This window comes from Amycolatopsis halotolerans, assembly GCF_042647905.1.
Classification (GTDB): domain Bacteria; phylum Actinomycetota; class Actinomycetes; order Mycobacteriales; family Pseudonocardiaceae; genus Amycolatopsis; species Amycolatopsis halotolerans.
Window position 1 is genome coordinate 321,253 of the sequence record NZ_JBHRWI010000027.1, and the last position, 21,342, is coordinate 342,594.

At 69.3% G+C, this 21,342-nt stretch carries 21 protein-coding genes; 16 read left to right on the plus strand and 5 right to left on the minus strand.

Annotated elements, in window-relative coordinates:
* The first annotated feature begins 163 nt into the window (after positions 1-163).
* Positions 164-697, plus strand: coding sequence for a hypothetical protein (locus ACFORO_RS23710; RefSeq protein ID WP_377868774.1), 534 nt, complete (start codon positions 164-166; stop codon positions 695-697).
* Positions 698-1,214: 517 nt separating this feature from the next.
* On the opposite strand, the gene ACFORO_RS23715 is transcribed toward ACFORO_RS23710, so the two are convergent.
* Complete coding sequence (locus ACFORO_RS23715) at positions 1,215-1,808, minus strand: TetR/AcrR family transcriptional regulator (RefSeq protein ID WP_354738881.1); 594 nt, start codon at positions 1,806-1,808, stop codon at positions 1,215-1,217.
* A gap of 79 nt (positions 1,809-1,887) precedes the next feature.
* On the opposite strand from ACFORO_RS23715, the gene ACFORO_RS23720 reads away from it, so the two are divergent.
* A complete protein-coding gene (locus ACFORO_RS23720; protein ID WP_377868775.1) occupies positions 1,888-2,634 on the plus strand; it encodes an alpha/beta fold hydrolase in 747 nt (248 codons plus the stop codon).
* Between the two features lie 6 nt (positions 2,635-2,640).
* Here ACFORO_RS23720 and ACFORO_RS23725 read toward each other — a convergent pair whose 3' ends face one another.
* Complete coding sequence (locus tag ACFORO_RS23725) at positions 2,641-3,408, minus strand: methyltransferase (RefSeq protein ID WP_377868776.1); 768 nt, start codon at positions 3,406-3,408, stop codon at positions 2,641-2,643.
* 117 nt (positions 3,409-3,525) lie between these two features.
* Between ACFORO_RS23725 and ACFORO_RS23730 the strand changes: the two genes are divergently transcribed.
* The 7 genes from ACFORO_RS23730 (at position 3,526) to ACFORO_RS23760 (ending at position 11,237) form a co-directional block, all read left to right on the plus strand.
* Positions 3,526-3,897, plus strand: coding sequence for a YciI family protein (locus ACFORO_RS23730; protein ID WP_377868777.1), 372 nt, complete (start codon positions 3,526-3,528; stop codon positions 3,895-3,897).
* Positions 3,894-5,111 carry an RNA polymerase sigma factor gene (locus ACFORO_RS23735; protein WP_377868778.1) on the plus strand — a complete coding sequence of 406 codons (1,218 nt, stop codon included), beginning with the start codon at positions 3,894-3,896 and terminating at the stop codon, positions 5,109-5,111. The genes ACFORO_RS23730 and ACFORO_RS23735 overlap by 4 nt, the downstream gene beginning before the upstream one ends.
* 114 nt (positions 5,112-5,225) lie before the next feature.
* The gene (locus tag ACFORO_RS23740; protein ID WP_377868790.1) at positions 5,226-6,833 is read left to right on the plus strand and encodes a fatty acyl-AMP ligase; all 1,608 of its coding nucleotides are present in this window, start codon (positions 5,226-5,228) and stop codon (positions 6,831-6,833) included.
* The gene (locus tag ACFORO_RS23745) at positions 6,826-7,083 is read left to right on the plus strand and encodes an acyl carrier protein (protein ID WP_067584101.1); all 258 of its coding nucleotides are present in this window, start codon (positions 6,826-6,828) and stop codon (positions 7,081-7,083) included. The genes ACFORO_RS23740 and ACFORO_RS23745 overlap by 8 nt, the downstream gene beginning before the upstream one ends.
* Before the next feature lies 1 nt (position 7,084).
* On the plus strand, positions 7,085-7,417 hold the full coding sequence (locus tag ACFORO_RS23750; RefSeq protein WP_377868779.1) for a hypothetical protein: 333 nt from the start codon (positions 7,085-7,087) through the stop codon (positions 7,415-7,417).
* Entirely contained in the window at positions 7,417-10,824 is a 3,408-nt protein-coding gene (locus tag ACFORO_RS23755; RefSeq protein WP_377896628.1) for a hypothetical protein, read from the plus strand. The genes ACFORO_RS23750 and ACFORO_RS23755 overlap by 1 nt, the downstream gene beginning before the upstream one ends.
* An 8-nt stretch (positions 10,825-10,832) precedes the next feature.
* Positions 10,833-11,237 carry a hypothetical protein gene (locus ACFORO_RS23760; RefSeq protein WP_354738868.1) on the plus strand — a complete coding sequence of 135 codons (405 nt, stop codon included), beginning with the start codon at positions 10,833-10,835 and terminating at the stop codon, positions 11,235-11,237.
* A gap of 258 nt (positions 11,238-11,495) precedes the next feature.
* On the opposite strand, the gene ACFORO_RS23765 is transcribed toward ACFORO_RS23760, so the two are convergent.
* A complete protein-coding gene (locus ACFORO_RS23765; RefSeq protein ID WP_377868781.1) occupies positions 11,496-12,485 on the minus strand; it encodes an NADP-dependent oxidoreductase in 990 nt (329 codons plus the stop codon).
* 126 nt (positions 12,486-12,611) lie between these two features.
* Here ACFORO_RS23765 and ACFORO_RS23770 point away from each other — a divergent pair, with 126 nt between their 5' ends.
* From ACFORO_RS23770 to ACFORO_RS23800, 7 genes are all read left to right on the plus strand, one after another.
* Positions 12,612-13,511 (plus strand): LysR family transcriptional regulator, encoded by a 900-nt coding sequence (locus ACFORO_RS23770; protein ID WP_377868782.1) that lies wholly within the window; start codon positions 12,612-12,614, stop codon positions 13,509-13,511.
* Positions 13,512-13,753: 242 nt separating this feature from the next.
* Entirely contained in the window at positions 13,754-15,355 is a 1,602-nt protein-coding gene (locus tag ACFORO_RS23775) for a carboxylesterase/lipase family protein (protein WP_377868783.1), read from the plus strand.
* A gap of 109 nt (positions 15,356-15,464) precedes the next feature.
* On the plus strand, positions 15,465-15,776 hold the full coding sequence (locus ACFORO_RS23780; RefSeq protein WP_377868784.1) for a hypothetical protein: 312 nt from the start codon (positions 15,465-15,467) through the stop codon (positions 15,774-15,776).
* Between the two features lie 192 nt (positions 15,777-15,968).
* Positions 15,969-17,273, plus strand: coding sequence for a GGDEF domain-containing protein (locus ACFORO_RS23785; RefSeq protein ID WP_377868785.1), 1,305 nt, complete (start codon positions 15,969-15,971; stop codon positions 17,271-17,273).
* Positions 17,274-17,342: 69 nt separating this feature from the next.
* Complete coding sequence (locus ACFORO_RS23790) at positions 17,343-18,275, plus strand: patatin-like phospholipase family protein (RefSeq protein ID WP_377868786.1); 933 nt, start codon at positions 17,343-17,345, stop codon at positions 18,273-18,275.
* Positions 18,272-19,111 (plus strand): SDR family oxidoreductase, encoded by an 840-nt coding sequence (locus ACFORO_RS23795; RefSeq protein WP_377868787.1) that lies wholly within the window; start codon positions 18,272-18,274, stop codon positions 19,109-19,111. The genes ACFORO_RS23790 and ACFORO_RS23795 overlap by 4 nt, the downstream gene beginning before the upstream one ends.
* Before the next feature lie 68 nt (positions 19,112-19,179).
* Positions 19,180-19,665 (plus strand): helix-turn-helix domain-containing protein, encoded by a 486-nt coding sequence (locus tag ACFORO_RS23800; protein WP_377868788.1) that lies wholly within the window; start codon positions 19,180-19,182, stop codon positions 19,663-19,665.
* Here the strand turns inward: ACFORO_RS23800 and ACFORO_RS23805 are convergent.
* Positions 19,653-20,540 carry a hypothetical protein gene (locus ACFORO_RS23805; protein WP_354738856.1) on the minus strand — a complete coding sequence of 296 codons (888 nt, stop codon included), beginning with the start codon at positions 20,538-20,540 and terminating at the stop codon, positions 19,653-19,655. The two genes, ACFORO_RS23800 and ACFORO_RS23805, sit on opposite strands and share 13 nt — an antisense overlap.
* A gap of 275 nt (positions 20,541-20,815) precedes the next feature.
* Complete coding sequence (locus ACFORO_RS23810) at positions 20,816-21,280, minus strand: iron chaperone (RefSeq protein ID WP_354738854.1); 465 nt, start codon at positions 21,278-21,280, stop codon at positions 20,816-20,818.
* Positions 21,281-21,342: the final 62 nt, after the last annotated feature.

A 21,342-nucleotide genomic window follows, 5' to 3' on the forward strand; every position in this document is an offset into this window, starting at 1 on the left:
CATTCTCATCGCGGACGCCGGAGAGCCTAACCCGGCCTTCCTGATCTCGCGGCCAGTTCAAAAAATCTGCAGATTTTATCGGCGAACCAGTGGACGGCGCAAGCAGTCGGCGGGAAACTCCGTGACGCTTGATTCGATTGCTGATCCAAGGAGTTCGACAGAAGTGAGTTCGTACAGTTCCACCGGCGCGCGACGTTCTCGCACCCTGACCATCGGCGGGGGGCTGGGATTGGTCGGCGCGCTCAGCGGGCTGCTGTGGGGTGCGATGGTGCTGGTGCAAGGCGAGGGGTTGATCCGCCCCGCCGTGCAGGAATACCTGCAGGCCGAAGGCCGAGAACTGGCCTCGAGCGGCCTGCTGAGCGCCGACGACCTGACCGGGATCGCCATGTCGTCGTTCAACGGCCGCGCGGCGATCTGGCTGGTCATCGGCCTGGTAACCCTGGTGTCGGCCGTGCTGGTCCTCGCCGCGCACAACTGGGCGCGAGTGGTGCTGACGGTGTTCGCGGTCTTCGGCATCGGGCTTGGCCTGCGCGACCTGATCGACCTGAACCCGGCGCTCCTGAACGCCTTCGACGCGGTTGCCGTACTGAGCCTGCTGGCAGTGCTCGTGGTGCAGTGGCTGCCCGGGGCCAACCGAGCGGTGCGGGCGCGGAAGAACGCGGTGATCGCGCGGAAGGCCGCGGCGTTCGCGGTCTGAGGTCTTTGCGGGACGCGGTTTTCGCGGGCGGCACGTCTGAGGGGTCGTGCCGCTCGATGAAGCCGGACTGCCCGGGGCGGTGCTGGAGGGGCAACTGTGTTGGGGCAGTACTCGAGGGCAGCGGCGGTTTCATGGGCAGCGTTGTGGGGAGCGTTCGTGGGGAGCGTGCGCTTTGAGGGGAGCGTGTCCTGAGGGGAGCAGCCAGCTGAGAGGGGCAGTGCCGGAGGGTGGTCGTGAGGGGCGGCGTTCGAGGCGCATCCGTTTGAGGGGACGGATGTCTGAGAGGGACCGCGCCGCTGAAGGGGCGACCACTTGAGGGAAGCGGTGCTTTGAGGGGAGTTCCGTTCGAGGGGGAGTTCCGCCTCGCCGTCTGATGGGCGGCGGGGCGGGACCGGGTCTGCTTCTCTTGCGGGACGGTCGTTATCGCGTTCCGACGATCGTCGTGAGTTGGTCCGGGGGCGATGTTGTTCCTTGCCTTCAACGCCACCTACACCGCGGGTGCGGAATTGGCACCGCTCTAGGACAGTGCGCGTTTCCACACTTCGGCGGCGCAGCGGCACAGTTCGGCGGGCTCCACCGCGGCCGGATCGAGCAGGCACTGCAGTGCGATGCCGCGGAGCTGTCCGACGATGGCCACGGCGAGTTGCTCCGGGTTCGCGTCGGCGCGGATGGTGCCCTCGGCGATGCCTGCGGAGATCTCGTGGCGCAGGTCGTCGCGGAAGGCCTGGTCGCGTTCGCGAAAGATCGGGGCCAGCTCCGGCGCGGTCATCGATTCCGCCCACAGCACCAGGAAAGCGCGGCTGAGCACGTCCGGTTCGCTGAGCTGGGCGAGGTAGCCGTCGATGAGCCGCAGCAGTCGGTCCAGGCCGGGCGGCAGTGAGTCCAGGCCGGGGACGAAGCCGGTCTGCGTGGTGCGGGCGAGTTGTTCCAGCAACGCCTGCTTACCGCCGAAGTGGTGCGTGACCAGGCCGCGGCTGTACCCGGCGCGTTCGCCGACCCGGGCCAAGGTCACGGCGCGCACGCCTTCCTCGACGACCAGTTCGGCGGCGGCTTCGAGCAAAGCGGCCGACGCCTGGTCGCGGCGTTCCTGTTGAGTGCGGCGCGTGGTCATGGGAAGAAACTCTACAACATACTTGCCAGTTGACAAGCAAGTATGCGTAGAGTGGGAGCGACGAGAGGGAGGAAGTCCGATGACCGCAGTTTTCGTCCACGGCAACCCGGAAACCGCCGCGGTGTGGGAGCGCCTGCTCGCCGAGCTGGGCGACCGGCCGGTCGGGTGCCTGTCCCCGCCCGGATTCGGCACGCCGTGGCCAGAAGGATTCGGTGCGACGGCCGTCGAATACCGCGACTGGCTGATCGCTGAGCTGGAGAAATTCCCCGAACCGGTCGACCTCGTCGGCCACGACTGGGGCGGCGCGCACGTGCTCAACGCCGTCATGGCCCGCCCGGAGCTGGTGCGCAGCTGGGTCAGCGACACGGCGGGCGCGTTCGACCCGGATTACGTCTGGCACGACCTCGCGCAGGGGTGGCAGAAACCGGGCGTCGGCGAGGAAGCTGTCGCGGCGATGTTCGGTGCGCCGGCGGACAAGCGGGCGGAACGCCTGGTCGGCGGCGGGATGCACGAGTCGGTGGCCGCCAAGGTCGCCGAGGGGATGAACGACGACATGGCCCGCGCGGTGCTCCCGCTCTACCGGTCCGCGGCGCAGCCGGCGATCGCGGAATTCGGGCGGAATCTCGAACGCGCGGCGGAGCGGCCGGGGCTCGTCGTGCTGGCGACCGAGGACCACTTCGTCGGGACGGACGAGCAGCGCCGCCGCGCGGCCGAGCGGGCCGGCGCGAAGGTCGCGGTGCTGGAGGGTCTCGGGCACTGGTGGATGACGCAGGATCCGGTCCAGGGCGCGCGAATCCTCACGGAGTTCTGGGAAGCGTCCGAATAGGACAGTTCAGGCGCGCGCGACGAGATGGAACACCCGGCTCATCCGCCGGTACGGATCTCGTCGCGCCGCCTCCAGCTCCACCTCCGCGATCTCGGCGATCCGGCTTTCCTCGGGATCCAGGTTCATCCAGTCGGCGAACAGCCAAACTCCGTACCAGGCAAGCGGTTCAGCTCCCTGCCCGACGAGGAGCTGCGACAGCCCCGCCACGGTGTCGGCGCGTGTGTCCACGCCGAGGACGCCCCGCTCGCCGCGTGCGTCGAATGCCGTCAGCGCGTCGCTCCACCGTCCTTCCAAGGCTGGGAGGACGGCCAGCGTCTCGGCGTTGAGGGCCATCACCGAGACGATCCCGCCCGGTGCCGCGCAGGCGCACAGCGCGTCGATCATCGGCACGGGATCGTCCACGTACATCAGCACGCCGTGGCACAGCACCGCGTCGAACTTCTGGCCGCCGACCGCCCCGACGGCGTCCTCGCCGCGGCTGCGCACCAGCCGGACGCGCTCGCGAACCTCGGCTGGTTCCGAAGCGAGCCGCTCCCGCGCCTTCGCCAGCATCGCGTCGGACGAATCCAGCAGGACGACGTCGTAACCCAGGCGCGCCAACGGGAACGACTGATGCCCGGCCCCGCCGCCGACGTCGAGCACCGTGGCCGGCGGCGGAGGCAGGTGCGCCAAGAGCTGCTGATGCAGGACGTACGTGCGAACTCGGCCCTTGACGGTCGCGTACGCGCCTTCCACGAACGGACTCGCCAGCGCGGCCCAGACGTCGGTCTCCATGCTGTTCATACTGCGCCCGAATCATGAGTGACGCGCGTCACATAAAGTGCATGTCCAGAACCCGCCCGCGCCTCCGACCACTCCCCGTAAGACCCCGAAACCACGAGGAGCAAGACGATGAAGTTCCTGATCAGCCTGCACATCAACCAGTCCGTTCTCGACGCGCTCACCGACGAGGAGAAGGAAGCCCTCGGCAACGGCGTCACCGCGTTCATGGAGTCGACGAAGAAGTCCGGCGAGCTGATCGCCGCACAGGCGCTCGCCGATCCGTCGCAGGCCGCGGTGGTGTCGGTCCGGAACGGGCAGCCGGTGGTGACCGACGGGCCGTTCCTCGAGTCCAAGGAGTTCCTCGGCGGCTACTACATGATCGACGTCGAGAGCAAGGAACGCGCGATCGAGCTGGCCGCGCAGGTGCCGGACGCCGCGATCGAGGGCCTGGGGGTCGAGGTGCGCCAGGTGATGTTCTCGGAAGGACAGTTGGAAGCGTGAATCCTCCCGCCGTCGAGGACCTGCTGCGCGAACTCGTGCCGCAGGTTCTCGGCGTGTTGGTGCGCCGGTACGGCCAGTTCGAGGGGTGCGAGGACGCCGTGCAGGAGGCTGTCCTCGCCGCTTCGCAGCAATGGCCGGTCGAAGGCGTGCCGAACAATCCGCGTGGCTGGCTGTCGACGGTCGCGTCCCGGCGCTACGTCGACCAGCTGCGCAGCGACCAGGCGCGCCGCGAGCGGGAGCTGGCGAACGCCGTCGAGGCCGCGCCCGAGGTGCCGGACACCGACGACACGCTGCTCCTGCTGTTCCTGTGCTGCCATCCGACGCTGACCCCGGCGTCGCAGACCGCGTTGACCCTGCGCGCGGTCGGCGGGCTGACCACGGCCGAGATCGCCCGCGCGTTTTTGGTCCCGGAGGGCACGATGGCTGCCCGGATCAGCCGTGCCAAGCAGCGGATCAAGGCGGCGGGCAGTTCGTTCCCGGGCACGGAAAGCCCGGAGCGGCTGAATGTCGTGCTGCAGGTGCTGTACCTGATTTTCAACGAGGGCTACACCGCGTCGTCCGGCAGCGATCTGCATCGCGCCGACCTGGCGCACGAGGCGATTCGCCTGGCCAGGATGGTGCATGCGCGGCTGCCGGACGACAGCGAAGTGACCGGTCTGCTCGCGTTGATGCTGCTGACCCATGCTCGCCGCACGGCCCGCACGACGCCGTCCGGAGACCTGGTCCCGCTGGCCGATCAGGACCGCTCGACCTGGGATCGCGCCATGCTCGACGAGGGCACTGAGCTGGCGAAAGCGTCACTGGCCGGTTCGGAGCTCGGCCCGTATCAACTGCAGGCAGCCATCGCCGCGACGCACGCCGACGCGGAGACGGCGGAGGAGACCAACTGGCGGCAGGTGCACGCGCTTTACCTGATCCTGGAACGGATCGCGCCCAACCCGGTCGTCACGTTGAACCGCGCGATCGCGCTCGCCGAAACCGAGGGGCCGCTTGCCGGGCTCGCTCTGCTGTCCACATTAGACGGTGACGAGCGGATGGCGCGGCATCACCGGTTGCTGTCGGTGCGGGCGCATCTGCTGGAGAAGGCCGGGGATTTGCCTGGCGCGTACGAGAACTACCGGCTCGCGGCCAAGGCGACGGCGAGTATCGCGGAGAAGCGCTATTTGGAATCCCGAGCCGCGAAAGTCCGTGAGGGGAACCCTGAGGGAATCTGATTCCCTCAGGGTTCCCCTCACGGACTTCTCCGCGACCGGCCTCGCGGGCCGGTCCCGAGTTCGAGTAGGTTGCGCTGCGTGTCCCGGACGTCTGCGAGCGTGCCTGACGAGGTCATGCGCGTCTCGATCGTGGACCGGCTGTTCGCCCGCGAGGACGACGAACGGCCGCTGTTCACCCACCAAGAGCACACTCGCGGCGTCGAGCACACGCTGACGTGGGCGGAGTTCGCCGCGAAAGTCCGGGTCGTGGCCGGGGAACTGCGCCGGGTCGCGGAACCGGGCGAGCGCGTCGCGATCCTCGCCGGGCAGGAACTCGCTTATCCGCTGGCGTTTTTCGGCGCTCTCGCCGCCGGGATGGTCGCCGTTCCGCTGATGCTGCCCGGCAACCGCGCGCAGGCGGACCGGCTCGCCGGCGTCCTCGCCGACTCCGGCGCGCGAGTGTGGGCGACGTCGTCGGCCGTCGCGGCGAAGGTGCGCGAGTTCAGCGATCCCGGCGACCTCGTGGTGGTGGACGAGCTGTCCGGACCTGGTGCCGACCCGGTCCGCGTGGACCCGGAAAGCCCCGCCTACCTGCAGTACACGTCGGGGTCGACGCGCGAACCGGCGGGCGCGGTGATCCCGCACCGGGCGATCGTCGCGGCGTGCTGGCAGGCCAGCCAGGCCTACGCCTCGGACGAGCAGACGACCTGCGCCGGCTGGATCCCGTTCTTCCACGACATGGGCCTGATCCAGCTGTTGTGCCTGCCCGTTTACGTCGGCGGCCGGTCGGTGTTCATGTCCCCGGCGGAGTTCGTGCACCGGCCGCAACGGTGGCTGCGCCAGCTCTCGGATTACCCGGCCGTCTTCACCGCGGCTCCGAATTTCGCCTACGACCTGGCGGCTGACGTCGGCGCGGAGGACGACCTCGATCTTTCGGACGTCCGGGTCGCGCTCAACGGCGCCGAGCCCGTCCGGCCGCGCACGGTCGAGCGGTTCCACGAGGTCTTCGGCCCGCGCGGGTTCCGTCCCGAAGCGCACCGTCCGTCGTACGGGCTGGCCGAGGCCACGGTGTACGTCGCGAGCGCGGGAGACGAAGGGCCGCGCGGCGCGGTGCTCGACCGGGAAGCCCTGGCCCAGGGACGGGCCGTCGAAACGCCGGACGGCCAGCCGGTCATGTCGGTGGGACGGCCGGTGGGGCAGCTCGTCCGGATCGTCCACGACGGACACGAGCAGCCCGAGGACGAGGTCGGCGAGATCTGGGTGCACGGCCCGAACGTCGCGTCCGGCTACTGGGGCCGCGGCGACGCGGAGGCGTTCAGCGGCGTCCTCGACGGGCTCGACGGCTGGCTGCGCACCGGCGACCTTGGCGTCGTCCACCGCGGCGACCTTTACGTCACGGGCAGGCTCAAGGACCTGATCGTCGTCGACGGCCGCAACTTCCACCCGCAGGACCTCGAGGCGGCGGCGGGCGAGGCGCATCCGGCGATCCGCCGCGACCGGGTCGCCGCGTTCGGCGTCGCGGACGAACAGGGCGAGGGCGCGATGGTGGTCGCGGAATGGGCTCGCGGCGCGGAAGCCGAGGTCAAAGACGTGACCCGGGCGGTGCTGCGAGCGGTCTCGAGAGAGCACGATCTCACTCTCCGTGCGGTACACCTGGTCCCTTCTGGCGGACTTCCGCGCACTTCCAGCGGGAAGGTCGCCCGGTCCGCCGCCAAAGCGCGTTACGGTGGCGTGCGTGGGTGATCACTGCGCCGAGGTCACGAAGGTCGTCAGCGACACCTTCCGGCTCGACCCGGCCCTCGTCGTGCCCGACGCTCCGCTGGAGGAGCTCGGCATCGACTCGAAGGGCCGGATCCGGCTTCTCGCGGCGCTGGAGATCTACTACGACGTATCGATCGATCTGGACGAGCTCGATCGGTTCACCGACGTGGAATCCGTGGCGGAAGTGCTCGCGGAGGCCCTGACAGCTTGCCGAGCTGAGGAGAAGCACTGAAATGAGCGGTGGGGGCGGGTACACCGCGACAACCCAAGCGTTGTCGAAGGCGTCGACGAACATCGGCGACCTGGCGGAGAAGCTGCTTGACGACAATCCGGACCTCGAACACTCCGAGCTGACCAAGGAGAAGTTCGGCCGGGTGCACCAGGCGCACGCCGATAAGTACCTCGAGGGAACCAAACAGCTGTGGGGCGCGCTCTCCGGCTACAGCAAGGCGCTCGAATCGTTCGGCACGAACATCAAGACCGCCGGGTCCGCCTACGGCAAGAACGAGGACGACCAGGTCGGCAACATCAACAAGACCGGCAACGGCGTCGACGGGATCCTCTGATGGCGGACGAAAACAAGCCGAAGACGTGGCCGGATGTCAAGAAGCTGCTCGACAACTCGGCGGTGCCGCCGGAGCTGAAGGACGGCCTGCTCCGGGCGTGGGTGCACGAGCACCCGAATCCCCAGGGCGATGAGGGCCAGGACGTCGCGAAGTACATCAAGTCGTACGGCCGGACGTTCATCCCCATCCCGAAGAATCCGTTCGCGGCGCCGGGCGGCGCTCCGCCGCTCGAGCAGGTCTACGAAGAGGCCCGGCAGAAGGGCCAGCAGAACAGCTACAACCAGGACGAGAAGAAAAAAGCGGTCGACCAGGGCAAGGACGACCTCGGCAAGAAGAAGCCGCCTGCCCCCGGCGAGGGCAAGGACGCCGCGGCGACCGGCACGAAGACGTCCGATGAACTCTTCGACCCGGCGGCGGCCGCGTTGCGGGTGTTCGAGACCTTCGGCGGGCTGCTCGAGAAGATCCCCGACGACTGCAAGGGGAACACGCGCAAGCTCGACCTCGACAAGGACATCCGCGGTCCGTTCGACGAACAGCGCGGGATCAGCTTCGAGGGTTTCGTCAACGACGCCATGCACTTCAAGCACGGCTCGGAAACCGTGAAGTCGACGCTGACCGAAACCGGCACCGAACTGGGCACCCTGTTCGGGACCTGGACCGGAGCCGGCGCCGACGCGGCGTCGGACAAGTACAACGAGAGCATCCAGAAGAAGGCCGCGAAGCTCGGCGACGAACTCAACCACGCCAGTGAAGCGACGCTGGCCACCACGAAGACGCTGTTCGACCTGTGCAAGGGGAAGGCCGACCAGGTCATCGCGCTGTACCGCGACCAGGTCGGCAAGGCCGACTACACGATGGCGCAGAAGGTCGTCGCGGTCGCCAACGGCGAGCACGGCAGCGTCGACGACCTGGCCCAGATCGCCGGCTGGATGGACTACAACTTCAACACCAACCTGGTCAACACCCTCAACGACCAGGGCTGCTGCGACGACGACGAGATCCAGAGCCACGGCAAGGACCTCGCCAAGCAGTGGATCATGAACCAGTTCAACCCCGACATGTGGGACAACGTCTACAAGGGCTTCGAGAAGGCCTGCAAGGACGCCAAGGACCTCGTCGACAAGGCCTACGACACTCTCGACAAAGAGATGGGCAAGATCAAGAACAAGTTCGAGGGCGCCAAGGACGGCGGCGCCGGCGGCTCGGGCGGTTCTGGCGGTCCCGGTGGCGGGGGTCCTGGCGGTGGCGGTCAGGGGCCTGGCGGCAACGGCAACGGCAACGGTTCCGGCGGCGGCAACGGGAACGGCAACGGCGGTGGCCAGGGCAACGGGCACGGCGGCGGTACCGGTGGGGGAACCGGTGGCGGCTACGGCGGCGGGTCCGGCGGCGGGTCCGGTTCGGACACGCCGCAGGGTGACCACCCCGGTGGCACTGGCGGCGGCCCCGGTGGCATCGGCGGCGGTCCGGGAGGCGGCACCGGCGGCGGGTCCGGCTCGGGCGGCGGGTCCGGCAGCGGCTCCGGCGGGGGCGGCGGGAAGGTCCCCGACCTCGACGTTCCGTCCGATTCGCCTGGCGGCGGTCCGCTCGGCGGAGGTTCGGGCGGCGGTCCCGGCGGCGGGACCGGCGGGGGCGGTCCGGCGGACGGCCCGCCGATCAAGACCGATCCCGGCGGCGGCTCCAGCGGCGGCTCCAGCGGTGGGTCCGGCCCCGGCGGTTCGGGTCCGGGCGGTTCCGGTTCGAGTGGCGGACAGGACCACACCCAGTCCGACGAAGAGGCCAAGCAGCGGGCCGAACAAGAGGCCAAGCAGAAGGCCCAGGCCGAGGCCAAGCAAAAGGCCGAGGCCGCGATGGACGCGCTGAAGAAGGACTCGCAGGGCAGCCACGGCGGCGGTCCGCTCGGCGGGCCTGGCGGCGGCGAACCCGGTTCGACCGGCGGCGACGGCAAGGGTCCCGACGGCAAGGGGCCGGACGACAAGAGCCCTGGCGACGACAAGAGCCCCGGTGACAAGGCTCCCGGCGACAAGGGCGGCGGCGGTTCCCCCGGCGGCGGTCCGGTCGACGGCCCGCCGATCAAGACCGACCCCGCCGACGGCGGCCCCGGCGGCGAAGACGGCAAGCCCGGCGACGGGAAGCCCGGCGAGGACAAGGACCACGACGGCAAACCGGACGACGACGGCAAGGGTCACGACGGCAAGCCGGGCGAGGACAAGGACCACGACGGCAAGCCCGACGACGACGGCAAGGGTCACGACGGCAAGCCCGGCGAGGACAAAGACCACGACGGCAAGCCCGACGACGACGGCCGGGATGTCCTGAAGGTCAAGCAGGGCGACAAGACCTTCGAGATGTCCGAGCCGGACCACGACGGCAAGATGGACATCAAGATCGGCGAGGGTTCCGGTCCCGCCAAGGACTTCAAGATCGACTGGTCCGACGACAAGTCCGCGCACGACGGCGGGGACGGCCAGCAGCACGGCGACGACGTCCACCACCCCGGCGCGGACGGCAAGATCCACCTCCGCGACGGCGACACGAAGATCACCGCCGAGCGGCCGGACGGGCCGAACGGGCCCACCGTCGTCACGGTCGACGACGGCAAGGGCAACCCGACGACCTACACGCTCGGCGAGGAGGACGACAAGAGGCAGGGCGTGCACGAGGTCGACCACGGCCCGCAAATGCCCGACGGCACCACCGGACGGCACCACGCGGGCGACGTTCATGGCCAGCCTCGCGACGACGCTCCCGGCCACCACGGCGGCGAGCACAAGGGACCCGACGGCAACGGGCACGGCGGAGCCTCGCCCAGCAGCAGCCACCCGGTGCATCCGTTGCAGGGCGGGCCGGGGCCGGAGATGTCGCACACCGGGGACCCGTTCGGCGGGCACCCGGCAGGCGACCCGACGCATCCGGCCGGAGGCGGCCCCGCCGGTCCGGGGACCTCGGGTTCGGACGTCCCGGGACACCCCGCGGGCGGTCCGGCCCAGCCGTTGCACCACGGCGTCCCGAGCGGGGCGCCGGGCCACCCGATCGAAGGCGGCCCCGGTCCGGAGATCTCGCACACCGGCGGTCCGGGCGTGCCCGCAGGCGCGCCGAGCGCTCCGCTGCACGGCGGGCCCATGGTCGGGGTCGACAGCACGCCGGTCGTCGGCACCCAAACCGGCGGCGGGTTCTCGCAGCCGGCGGGCGATCACCCCGGCGGCTCGGGCCAGCCCGGCGGCAGCGGGATGCCCGGCATGGGCGGCATGGGCGGCGGACACGGCGGCGGCGGTGGCGGCGGCGAGACCGAGCGGCGCGCGGCGTACCGGGTGGAGGGCGCGGTCTTCGACAACCTCGTCGAACCGGCCAGCCGGATCACTGGTTCACTCGACGATGACGACGACGCGCCGATCATCCGGACCAGGTAGGAGGACGCATGAGCGAAACCGCCGCGATGCAGGCAGAACTGGACGCGCTGGTCCGCGAGCAGGCTGACCGCCGGGCGCTGCGCGAGCAGAAGGCCGAGGAGGTCAAGGCGCAGTCCCAGGAGTACATGACGAAGCAGGCGCAGGCGGCCGAACGGTACGTCCAGCACCGGCGGGAGATGGGGAAGCGCAAGACCAAGTCCGGGTGGAGCACGGACCGGCCGAGCACCGAGCCGCCCTCGGCGTTCGATTCGGACGAGTTCGGCAACGAGCCCGGTTCGGCGTCCCCGTTCGCGGTGACTCCGAACCAGCCCGCCCCGCGAAGCGAGGCTCCGCGTCGCCCGGCGCGTCGCCCGCGTCCGGTGGAAGACGACGAGGACGACGACGCCTTCCTCAACAACCGTTGGCGCGATTGAGGTTCTGACCCGGGAGGGGCTTCGCGGCCCCTCCCGGCGGTCAGGCCCCATGCCGGTAGCTTAAGGCTGTGCCGTGGACGCGCTGCCGGCGTATTTCCGCAGTGGCCCCCGGGACCCGGGAACGGAAGCCGGATTATGGTCCGTGAGGGGAACCCTGAGGAACTCTGATTCCCTCAGGGTTCCCCTCACGGACTTCAAGACCCGGCCACCTGGCGGCAAATCGGGCATTCCGGTGCTGTTGGCGTCCTTTGCGGGCGGTCAGGCCCGCACCAGCATCTTCCCGACGTTCTCTCCGCGCAGCATCCCGATGAACGCGTCCACGATGCTGGAAAACCCTTCTGCCACAGTCTCATTCACGAGCACCTGCCCGCTGCGGACGTGCGGGATCAGGAATTCCTCGAACTCCTCGCGCGCGTCCAGGTGATTTCGCACCAGAAACCCTTCGATGCGAAGGCTTTTCCCGACGACGTCGAATAAATTGTGCGGCGCATTCGGCGGTGTGCGCAGGCTGTTGTACTGCGCGACTGAACCGCACCAGGCCACCCGGCCTCGTTCGCGCAGGACGTCGATCGCGGCGGCCAGGTGATCGCCGCCGACGTTGTCGAAGTACACGTCGATCCCGTCCGGAGCCGCTTTCGCGAGCAGGTCGGTGACTGGGCCGTCGTGATAGTTGAAGGCGGCGTCGAAACCGAGGTCGCGAGTCAGCCGCTCGACCTTCGCCGCGGATCCGGCGCTGCCGACGATCCGTCCCGCGCCGAGCAGTCGGGCGATCTGCCCGGCCGCGCTCCCCACCGCGCCGGCTGCCGCGGAAATGAACACGTCGTCGCCGGGGCGCAGCTGCGCGATCCGCGTCAGGCCGACGTACGCGGTGAGCCCGGTCCCGCCGAGAACGCCGAGGTAGGCGCTCAGCGGAACGCCGTCCGCCGGGGTGATCGTGCGGATGTCGGCGGTGGTGACGACGGCGTGGGTCGCCCAGCCGTGCCGGTGGAACACCGTCGTGCCGACCGGCAGTGTCGGCTCCTTCGACTCGACGATCTCGCCGATCGTGCGCCCCTCCAGACCCGCGCCGAGCTCCCAGCCGCCCCATTCCATGAACTCGCGCATGTACGGATCGACGGACAGGTACCGGTTCTCCACCAGCGCCTGGCCGTCCGCGAGCTTCGGCAGCGGCTGGGTGACGAACTCGAAGTCGGCGGCACTGGGCGCACCCTCGGGACGGCGGACCTGGCGAACGGCGGTCAGGGACACGGGATCTCCTTAATGAATGGCTCTGACCAGCAATTTAGGCGCGGTGAAGCCGCGCGGGCAGACCTCCGGATCGATGGACCGCGCCAATCCATTAATCTCGCTCATGGTCGCGGCTAGGCTGGTCACATGGATGCTGTCGACCTCACGCCGGGCGAGTTGCGCCTGCTGCTCGCGGTGGAGCGCACCGGCAGCTTCACTGCCGCGGCCGCCGAACTGAGTCTCACCCAGTCCGCGGTCTCGCACGCCGTCCGGACCTGCGAACGCAAGGTCGGCGCCATCCTCTTCAACCGCGGCCGGACCGGTGCCCGCCCGACCGCGGCCGGGTCCCGCGCCCTCGTGCACGCCCGGCTGATCCTGCGCCAACTCGACGTTCTCCGCGCCGAAGCCCGGGGCGCGGCAGCCGGAACCCTCACCGGCCCGCTGCGCATCGCCGCTTTCCGCAGCGCGGCCGCACATCTCCTGCCCGCGGCGCTGGAACGCTTGACTGCCAAGCATTCCGGCCTGAACCCGCAAGTCCTGATCGTCCCCGAACTGGGCCGCGGCACCGCGGGCGAGGTCGCCGACGGACGCGCGGACGTCGCCATCGCCACCCTCGGCGAGGACGAAACCCCGCCTGTTGGGCTGGTCGCCGGAGAATTGTTCCGGGAGCCGTATTTCCTGGTGAACCCCGCCGTCCAGCCCGATCCGCGCGGTCTGCCGCTGCTCGACTGGCCGGAAAACTGTTCCTCCTACACCCGGTCCTGGTGGGCCCGTCAGGATTGGCTGCCTTCGGCGAAAATGGAGGTCGCCGACGACGGGGTGGTGCTTTCCATGGTGGCGCAAGGGATTGGCATGGCGGTCCTGCCGAAGCTGACCCTCGCCGCCATCCCGCCGGGAGTCGCGGTCACCCCGATCACCGACCCGCCCACCCGGCGGATCGGGTACGTCGCGACTTACCTGGGCGCACAGTCCCTCGCAGTACGCGAATTGGTGCGCGAATTGCGGGCAGTCGCCGAGGTGCACGCAGTCAAGGAAAGCGTGCACTAGACCCGGGCTGATCCCTGACAAAGACCATCGTCCCCGGGAATTTGACAGTTCCCGCGCGCCCGAACGGAGGTTGTGCCTCCCCGCGCGGCGGTCAGACTGGAGGCACGCGGGACTCGTGCCCGCGGCAATGGCCCGTAGCTGGTCATTGGTCGAGCCCATGCCGGTAAACCGCCTGTTCGGTGCGTGGTTGCTGCTCGTCGTTCGTTCGGCCTCCCCGGCCAGGCGGGAGCGAAGGAGGACGGATGAGATTCCATGGAAAGGCATCCGCTGCGGTATTGGCGGCCGTCGTGGGGGTGGTGATGTCGTTGGCCGGGTCGGCGGCGCTGGCCACCAAGGCGGGTGCGCCGGCGTGTTCGCCGGGCACGACGGTGACTACCGACGACGGCCCGGTGTGCGGGGTCTCGAGCGCGGAGATCAAGTCGTGGCAAGGGATTCGCTACGCCGCGCCGCCGGTCGGCGAACTGCGCTGGGCAGCGCCGCAGCGGCCCGCGCACTGGACCGAGCCGTTCGCCGCGACCGAGGAGGGCAGCGAGTGCCCGCAGCCGCCCGGGACCGGTCCGGGGTCGGCTAACGAGGATTGCCTCAACCTGACCGTTCGCGTGCCGGCCAACGCGGGTCCCGGTCCGCTTCCGGTGATGGTGCAGATCCACGGCGGCGGATTCCTGCTGTGGAAGCCGACGGACGCGAGCCCTCTCGTGACGGCGGGGCACGTCATCAGCGTGGAGTTCAATTACCGGCTCGGGATTTTCGGCTTCCTGGCGCATGAGTCGTTCGGTGCGCACGCGGGAAACTACGGTCTCCAAGACCAGCAAGCCGCGCTCCGCTGGGTGCAACGCAACATCGCGAAGTTCGGCGGAGACCCGCACAACGTCACCATCTACGGCGACTCCGCGGGCGGCTCGAGCGTCTGCGCGCACACCGCTTCGCCGACGTCGGCGGGGCTCTTCAAACGCGGGATCAGCCAAAGCGGCGAGTACAACTCTCTGCTCGGCGTCGACATCATCTGGCAAACGCAGGACTGCAAAGCAAACCTGCCCACTGAGAACCAAGCGCAGCAAAAGGGCGCGCGGTTCGCGAAAGCGCTGGGTTGTTCCACTGCCGCCTGCCTGCGTGCGCTGCCCGCGGCGGCGGTCCTCAAACAGGCCGACCACGGGAGAAATCCAGACAACGGAACGGTCGCGCCGATCGTCGACGGCAAGACGCTGCCGATGTCGCCCGCCGAGGCTTTCGCTGCCGGGCACGTCAATCACGTAAGCCTGATGCACGGCGTCGACCGCGACGAAACCCAGCTGCCGTTCGCCGAGACCGCGGCCGATTACGACAAATTCATGAAGCAACAGTACGGAAAGCACGCCGAGGAGGTCCGTAAGACCTATCCGCTGAAGCGTTACCCCACGCCGGCCCCGTTCCTCGCCTACCGGACCGCCGTTGCCGACTCCAACTCGGTCTGCCCCGCACTGATCAACGACGAACGACTGTCGCGGCACATTCCGGTCTTCGCCTACCAGGTCGACGACACCGATATCCCGCCCCAATTCTTCGTCGACCCCGCCAAGCCGAACGGCGCCTATCACGTCGCCGAATGGCTGCTGATGTTCCCGAACGGCGTTCAGCTCACGCCCAATCAGCAGGCGCTCGCCGATCAGCTTTTGACGCAGTGGTCCGGGTTCGCGCGCACCGGAAATCCCACTGTGGACGGGACTCCGCAGTGGGATCCGTACACAAAGGACAATCCGGTGGTGCTGGCGCTCAACGCCGCCGGGGACAGTCAGCTCACCACGGAAATCCCGCGCCAGCACCACTGCGCGGAACTCTGGGACCCGTTGACCCCCTTCAAGCACTGACCAGCCTTGCACGATCGGGCGCTTTACCCGGTCTCCAGTGGCAGCGCCAGCCGTCGCGAACAACCCTGAGTCGCGTTACCGGACGACACTTCGAAAAAGGAGCAGTTTCGTGAAGCGTGCACTCGGGGGCCTCGGGCTGGGGCTGGCACTGGTCTTCCTGTCCACCGCGACGGCCCAAGCCGCACCAGTGGACAGCCCGAGCGCCAACAGCGGCCTCGGCGGTGTCGGAGACCTGGTGGGCGGCCTGGCCGGTGGCGCGGGCACGCTCGGCTTCCTGCTGCCCTCGCCGAACGGTTCCGGCGCCAATTTCGTCACCGGCCTGATGAACAACCCGGCGGGTGCGATCACCGGAACCCCGGACAGCATCCTGCCGTACGGCCTCCTCGACGGCGGCAAGCCGCAGCCGCTGCCCTCGAAGTGATCCGTGCCGGGTGCGCCGATCCGTTCGGCGCACCCGGCCTACTCTGAATTAGCTGTCACGGCAAGGGAAACCTGACGGCACAGTAGCGATATTGGCTCACTGCAACGTTTTCCGAACTCTGCTGACAGTGCGAATTCCGCCGACTACTGTTGATGGTCCGTCGGGGGACGCGCTGGTCAAGCAGGGGGCGACGTGGGTACGGCTGACACCGATCTCGCGGACAGACCGGCGCGTTCGTTCCGTGCCGCGGTATTGCTTCCGCGGTGGAAATTGTGGACCCAGCGGCCCGGCCTGATCGCCTACTGCCTCCTGATCGAGACCGCGGCGGTGGCCACGACCGCGACCGCCGTCTGCACCGAACACTTCTCCGGCCGGGATCTCCTCGTCTTCGGCCTGCTGGGCGGATGCGGGCTGCTGCAGGCCGAGCTGGGCCGCGAGGTCGAACGGCTTCGGCTCATCTCCGGCACCCCGCACATCAACCTGACTTCGGTGTGGAGCTTCGCCGGGGTGCTCGTGCTGCCGTCGGCCCTTGTCACGGGGCTTGTCGCGGTCCTCTACCTCTATCTGGCCACCCGAAGCCCTTATCGCGCCCGCCGTATCTCGGCGTTCCGCGTCGTATTCAATGCCGCACTGGTCATCGTCACCTGCCAAGCCGCCGCCGCTGTCTTCTCCCGGACCGCCACCCCCAACCTCGACGAGGCTCTGCGCGCAGGCTGGACCGGCTTCGGCAGTCTTGCCCTCACCGCCGCCGCGTACTTCGTCATCGCCGCCCTCATCACTGTCCCCGGGCTCGACGCCTCGGACCGCTCGCTGCGCACCCTTTTCGGCGGCTGGGGCGACAATCTGCTCGAAGCCGCGACCCTCTGCCTCGGCATCCTGACCGCGCTCGCCGTGACGACGATGGCCGAGCTGGCCCTCTGCATCCTGCCGCCGCTGCTCGTCATCCATCGTGCGGTCCTCGTGAAGCAGCTGGAAATCGCCGCGACCACCGACGAGAAGACCGGTCTCTTCAACACCACCGGCTGGCACACCCTGGCCGCTCGTGAGCTCGACCGGGCGCAGCGGGCGGGCTCCAGTTTCGGCGTGCTGATGGTGGATCTCGACCGCTTCAAACGGATCAACGACCAGCACGGGCACCTCAGCGGCGACGCCGTCCTGCGCGCAGTTGCCACCGCGATCACCGGCGCGGTGCGCGACTACGACTCCGTGGGCCGGTTCGGCGGCGAGGAGTTCGTGGTTCTGCTGACCGACACCCGTCAGCCAGCTGTCGGGGTCGTCGCCGAGCGTGTCCGCGAAGCCATCGAGCGGCTCACCGTAGAGGTGCCCGACCTGAACGGCACGAAGACGATCGACGGGCTCTCTGCTTCGATCGGCATCGCGACCTATCCCGAGGCCGGTTCCGCCATCGATCGCCTCGTCCACGCGGCCGACCAAGCGCTCTACAACGCGAAGAACAGCGGCCGCAACAAGGTCGTCAGCAGCGCCGACCTCGGCTGACCGCATTGCCCTCGCCGCAAAAATGACATACGGTTCCGCCACTGACACATGATTCCGCAGAGGTGGCCGATGACCCAACGCGCACTGGTACTCGGGTGTGGCGGCACGCTCGGCTTCGCCTGGACCGCTGCCGCCCTCGCCGCGGTCGAGGACCAGTTGGGCTGGGACGCACGCGACGCCGACGTCCTGGTCGGCACGTCTGCGGGCGCGGAGATGGCGGCGTTGCTCGGCTCGGGCATCGGGGTCGGCGAGATCGTGGCCGCGCTGCGCGGGGAGCCTGCCGACGAGCGCGTCGCGCATCACCTCGCCCAGCATCCGGGCATGCTGCCGCCGTTGCCGACACCGGTTTGGCCTGGTCTCGGCCTCACCGCCGCAGCGCTGCGCGGGCGCGTCGACCTGCTGGCCGGGCTCGCCGGAGTGCTGCCGAGAGGGCGTGGCGACGCCGGATGGCTGCGCGATCTCGGCACCGCGCTGGCCAACGCCGACGGCTGGGTCGACCATCCGCGGACCTGGCTCGTAGGGGCCGACATCCGCACAGGGGAGCGGGTCGCGTTCGGGAATTCGCGCCGAACGGACCTCGGCACCGCCATAGCCGCGTCCTGGGCCATTCCGGGATGGTTCCCTCCGGTCACCGTCAACGGCCGCAAGTACGTCGACGGCGGCACTGTCTCGCCGACGTCCGCCGATCTCGTCCTCCCGACTGGCGTCGAGGAGGTCGTGCTCATCCCGCCGATGTCCACCTCCGGCGGCGCACGCGGGCGCGGCTTCGCCCGGGTCGAACGGCTCGCCCGGCACGCGATGACAAGACGCGTCGACGCCGAGGTCAAGCAACTCCGCGCCGCTGGCATCCGGGTGCTCCGGATTGAGCCAGGCCAGGCCGAACTGGACGTCATGGGCCCGAATTTCATGGACCTGCGCCGCCGGGCCGACGTGCTCCGCGCCTGCCGCACCCTGACCCCAGCGCGCGTCCGCGCCGCCATCGAGCAAGGAGCGACCCGATGAACTACCCCAAAATCAACCTCGACGGCGCGTCCGTCGCGATCACCGGCGGCGGTGCCGGGATCGGCCGCGCGGTCGCCAAGTTGTTCGCCAGCAAGGGAGCGCGCGTCGCGATCGGCGATCTCAACAAGGCAGCCGCCGAGGAGACCGCCGAGATGATCGGCGGCACCGCCCACCACCTCGACGTCGCCGACCGCGGTTCGTTCGAGTCCTTCGTCGCCGCGGCCGAGAAAGCCCACGGACCGTTGCACGTGCTGGTGAACAACGCCGGCCTCATGCCGAACGGCGGGTTCCTCGAACTCTCCGACGCCACCGATCGGCTGCAGATCGACGTCAACCTCGGCGGCGTCCTCAACGGCCTGAAACTGGCGCTGCCCGGCATGGCCGAACGTGGTTTCGGCCACGTCGTCAACGTCGCCTCGCTGGCGGGCAAGTTCCCGGTCAAGGGGCTGGCCGTCTACAACGCGACCAAATTCGCCGTCGTGGGACTGACGGCCGCGACCCGCCTGGAGTTCGCGGACGCGGGCGTCAGCATCACCGCCGTGCTGCCGTCAGCCGTCGACACCGCGCTCGCCTCGGGCCTGGACATGCGGCCGATTCCGAAGGTGCAGCCGGAAGACGTCGCCAGGGCGGTTGTCGATTCGGTGCACAACCGCCGCGCCGAGATCGCCGTCCCCGGCTACGTCGGCGTGCTCGCCGCGGCCGCGGGAATCACCCCGGAGCCGGTCCTCAACCGCATCCGGCGGCTGGTCCGCGACGACCGCGCGCTGCACTCGGACCGCCCGGAACGCACGGAGTACCGGGCGAATCTCGAGGCACAGCAAGGATCCCGGCGATAGTCAGGCGACCAGGCGCAGCCAAGCCGCCGCGTGCCCGGCCGGAGTCGGATGGACGCCGTCCGCGGCCAATGCTCCAGCCGGATCTGCCGTGCGCGCTACAGCATCACCATGCTGGATCCGGCTGTCCTCACCCGGGTTGCCGGTGCCGAAAAGCCGGTAGAGCTGCAGCCGGTGCCCAGCATCTGCGCGCGGCCTTGCGCCGCGCTGGTGCGTTCATCGAAACCACGCCGATGGCTTATCTGCGGCGAGTCCGCCTCGACCACGCGCGAGCGGAGTCGCGCGCTGTCCCTGGGCAGACGACTGTCACGCGGGTCGCGGCGCGATGGGGGTATACGCGGCCTAGCGCTTTTACCGCGCACTATCGGGCTGCGTATGAGGAGCTTCCCTCGCAGACCCTGCACGATGATTTCGCTCCGCGGCCGCATCGGAGTCCTAGGCTTCGTCGAAGACTTGTTCCGCCTCAACGGTTATCGCAGCACCTCAGTCGCGACTGTGGGGCGGCCGGAGATTCCCGGTCGCCCCACAGTCGGAAGAAGCTGGGTCAGGGGTGGTAGATCTCCTTGACCTGGGCGATCTGGTCGTCGCCGCTCACCAGGATCTGGGCCAGCGCCGGGGTTCCGCCGGCGAGGGTGCGGCGCAGCTGGTCGGCGTCGCAGCGGAAGGTGCCGAGGCCGTCTTCGCCGACGGTGGCCTGGTTGTCGTTCTGGCACAGCGTGGCCGCGCTCCACACGATGGCCCGCTCGGCCAGCGGGAGACGGTAGGTCTTGGTGTCGCCCGCGACCGGCACGTACTCGCCCTGGCCCTGCGGCCGGACGAGCTGGAAAGTGGCCATGTTGACGCTGGCGTCGAAGCCGGTGAACTGCACGGTCTGGGTGGTGTTCGGGAACCGGCGAGGCTGCGGCGCCGTCCCCTTGCCGCTGCCGGAGGGCCGGGTCTCGATCGTGTAGTCGGTGCGGCCGTCCTTGCCGCAGACGCTGCCCTGGGGGTTGGCCTGGTCGCCGGATCCGGCGCAGGTCCAGTGGCCGAAGATGTCGAGCACACGGTGGCCGGGGCCCTCGCCCTTGGCCGGGATTTCCTGGTAGTACTCGGTGATCACCTTGAAGGCGTCGTTGCAGCCCGGGTTGGTGCCGCTGGTCGCGGACACGGCGATCACGTCCATCTGCGGACCGCCGGGCGGGGTGACCTGCTTGCCTTCCAGCTTGCTGCAGTTGACGTCGCCGTTCTCGTCGGTGCTGCCCTTGCCGGTCGCCTTGCTGGAGCCCCCGGACCCACCGGTGGCCGCACCCGGCGCGGACTGCTGGACGGCGGCGTTGTTCACCGGCGACCCGTTCCCAGCGGTGTTCCCGCTGCAGGCGGAAAGAAGCGCGGTGGCGGCGATCGCCCCGCCGATCATCGCCATTTTGACCGTCTTCTTCGCGGTGAATCCCATCTCCGGCGTCCCCTCTAGCGGCAATTGGTGAAGCTTTGCCCGAGAAGACGCCACGCAGTCGCGGAGGTTGTGCCGGGCGGCCGCCACCGCGCAACGCTGCCCGAACGGACGGCCGCATACGACCGGGAAGGCACGGCTCCGGTCAGTCGAGCAACCGGGAAGTCAGCCCGCGCACCTTGTTCCGGCAGCGCTCTCGCCTGCTGCCGGAACTAGGTGGGAGGTATTGCCACGCAAGGGTTTTCAGGCTGCCGCCCGCGACAGCGCCGCCATGGCAGTCACGCGGATTCCGCTAGCTCTTCCCGGCTCACCGCCTGCCGCACCAGCGCACCGATCCGCGCCTCCGCTTCCGCCGTCACGTCGGCCAGTGCGAAGCCCGCCGCCCACATCGGGCCGTCGTCCAGTGCGGCCAGGTCGCTGAACCCGAGGGTCGCGTAGCGCGCCTTGAACTTCTCCGCGCTCTGGAAGAAGCAGACCACCTTGCCGTCCAGCGCGTAGGCGGGCATCCCGTACCAGAGTTTCGGCTCAAGAACCGGCGCGCTGGCCTTGACGACGGCATGGACCCGCTCGGCCATGATCCGATCCGACGGCTGCATCTCGGCGATCTTCGCGAGCACGTCCCGCTCCGCCTGCGCCGCCTTGTCCGCCCGCGAACCGCCGCGTCTCGCAGCCCGCAGTTCCTTGGCATGGTCCTTCATCGCGGCGCGCTCTTCGGCGGTGAAGCCCTCATGCGTTGTGCCCATAGCCGGTGTCCTACCTTCTTTGTTGGGTCTGAACTGGTCATTCGTAGGATCGGTGGGCCCTG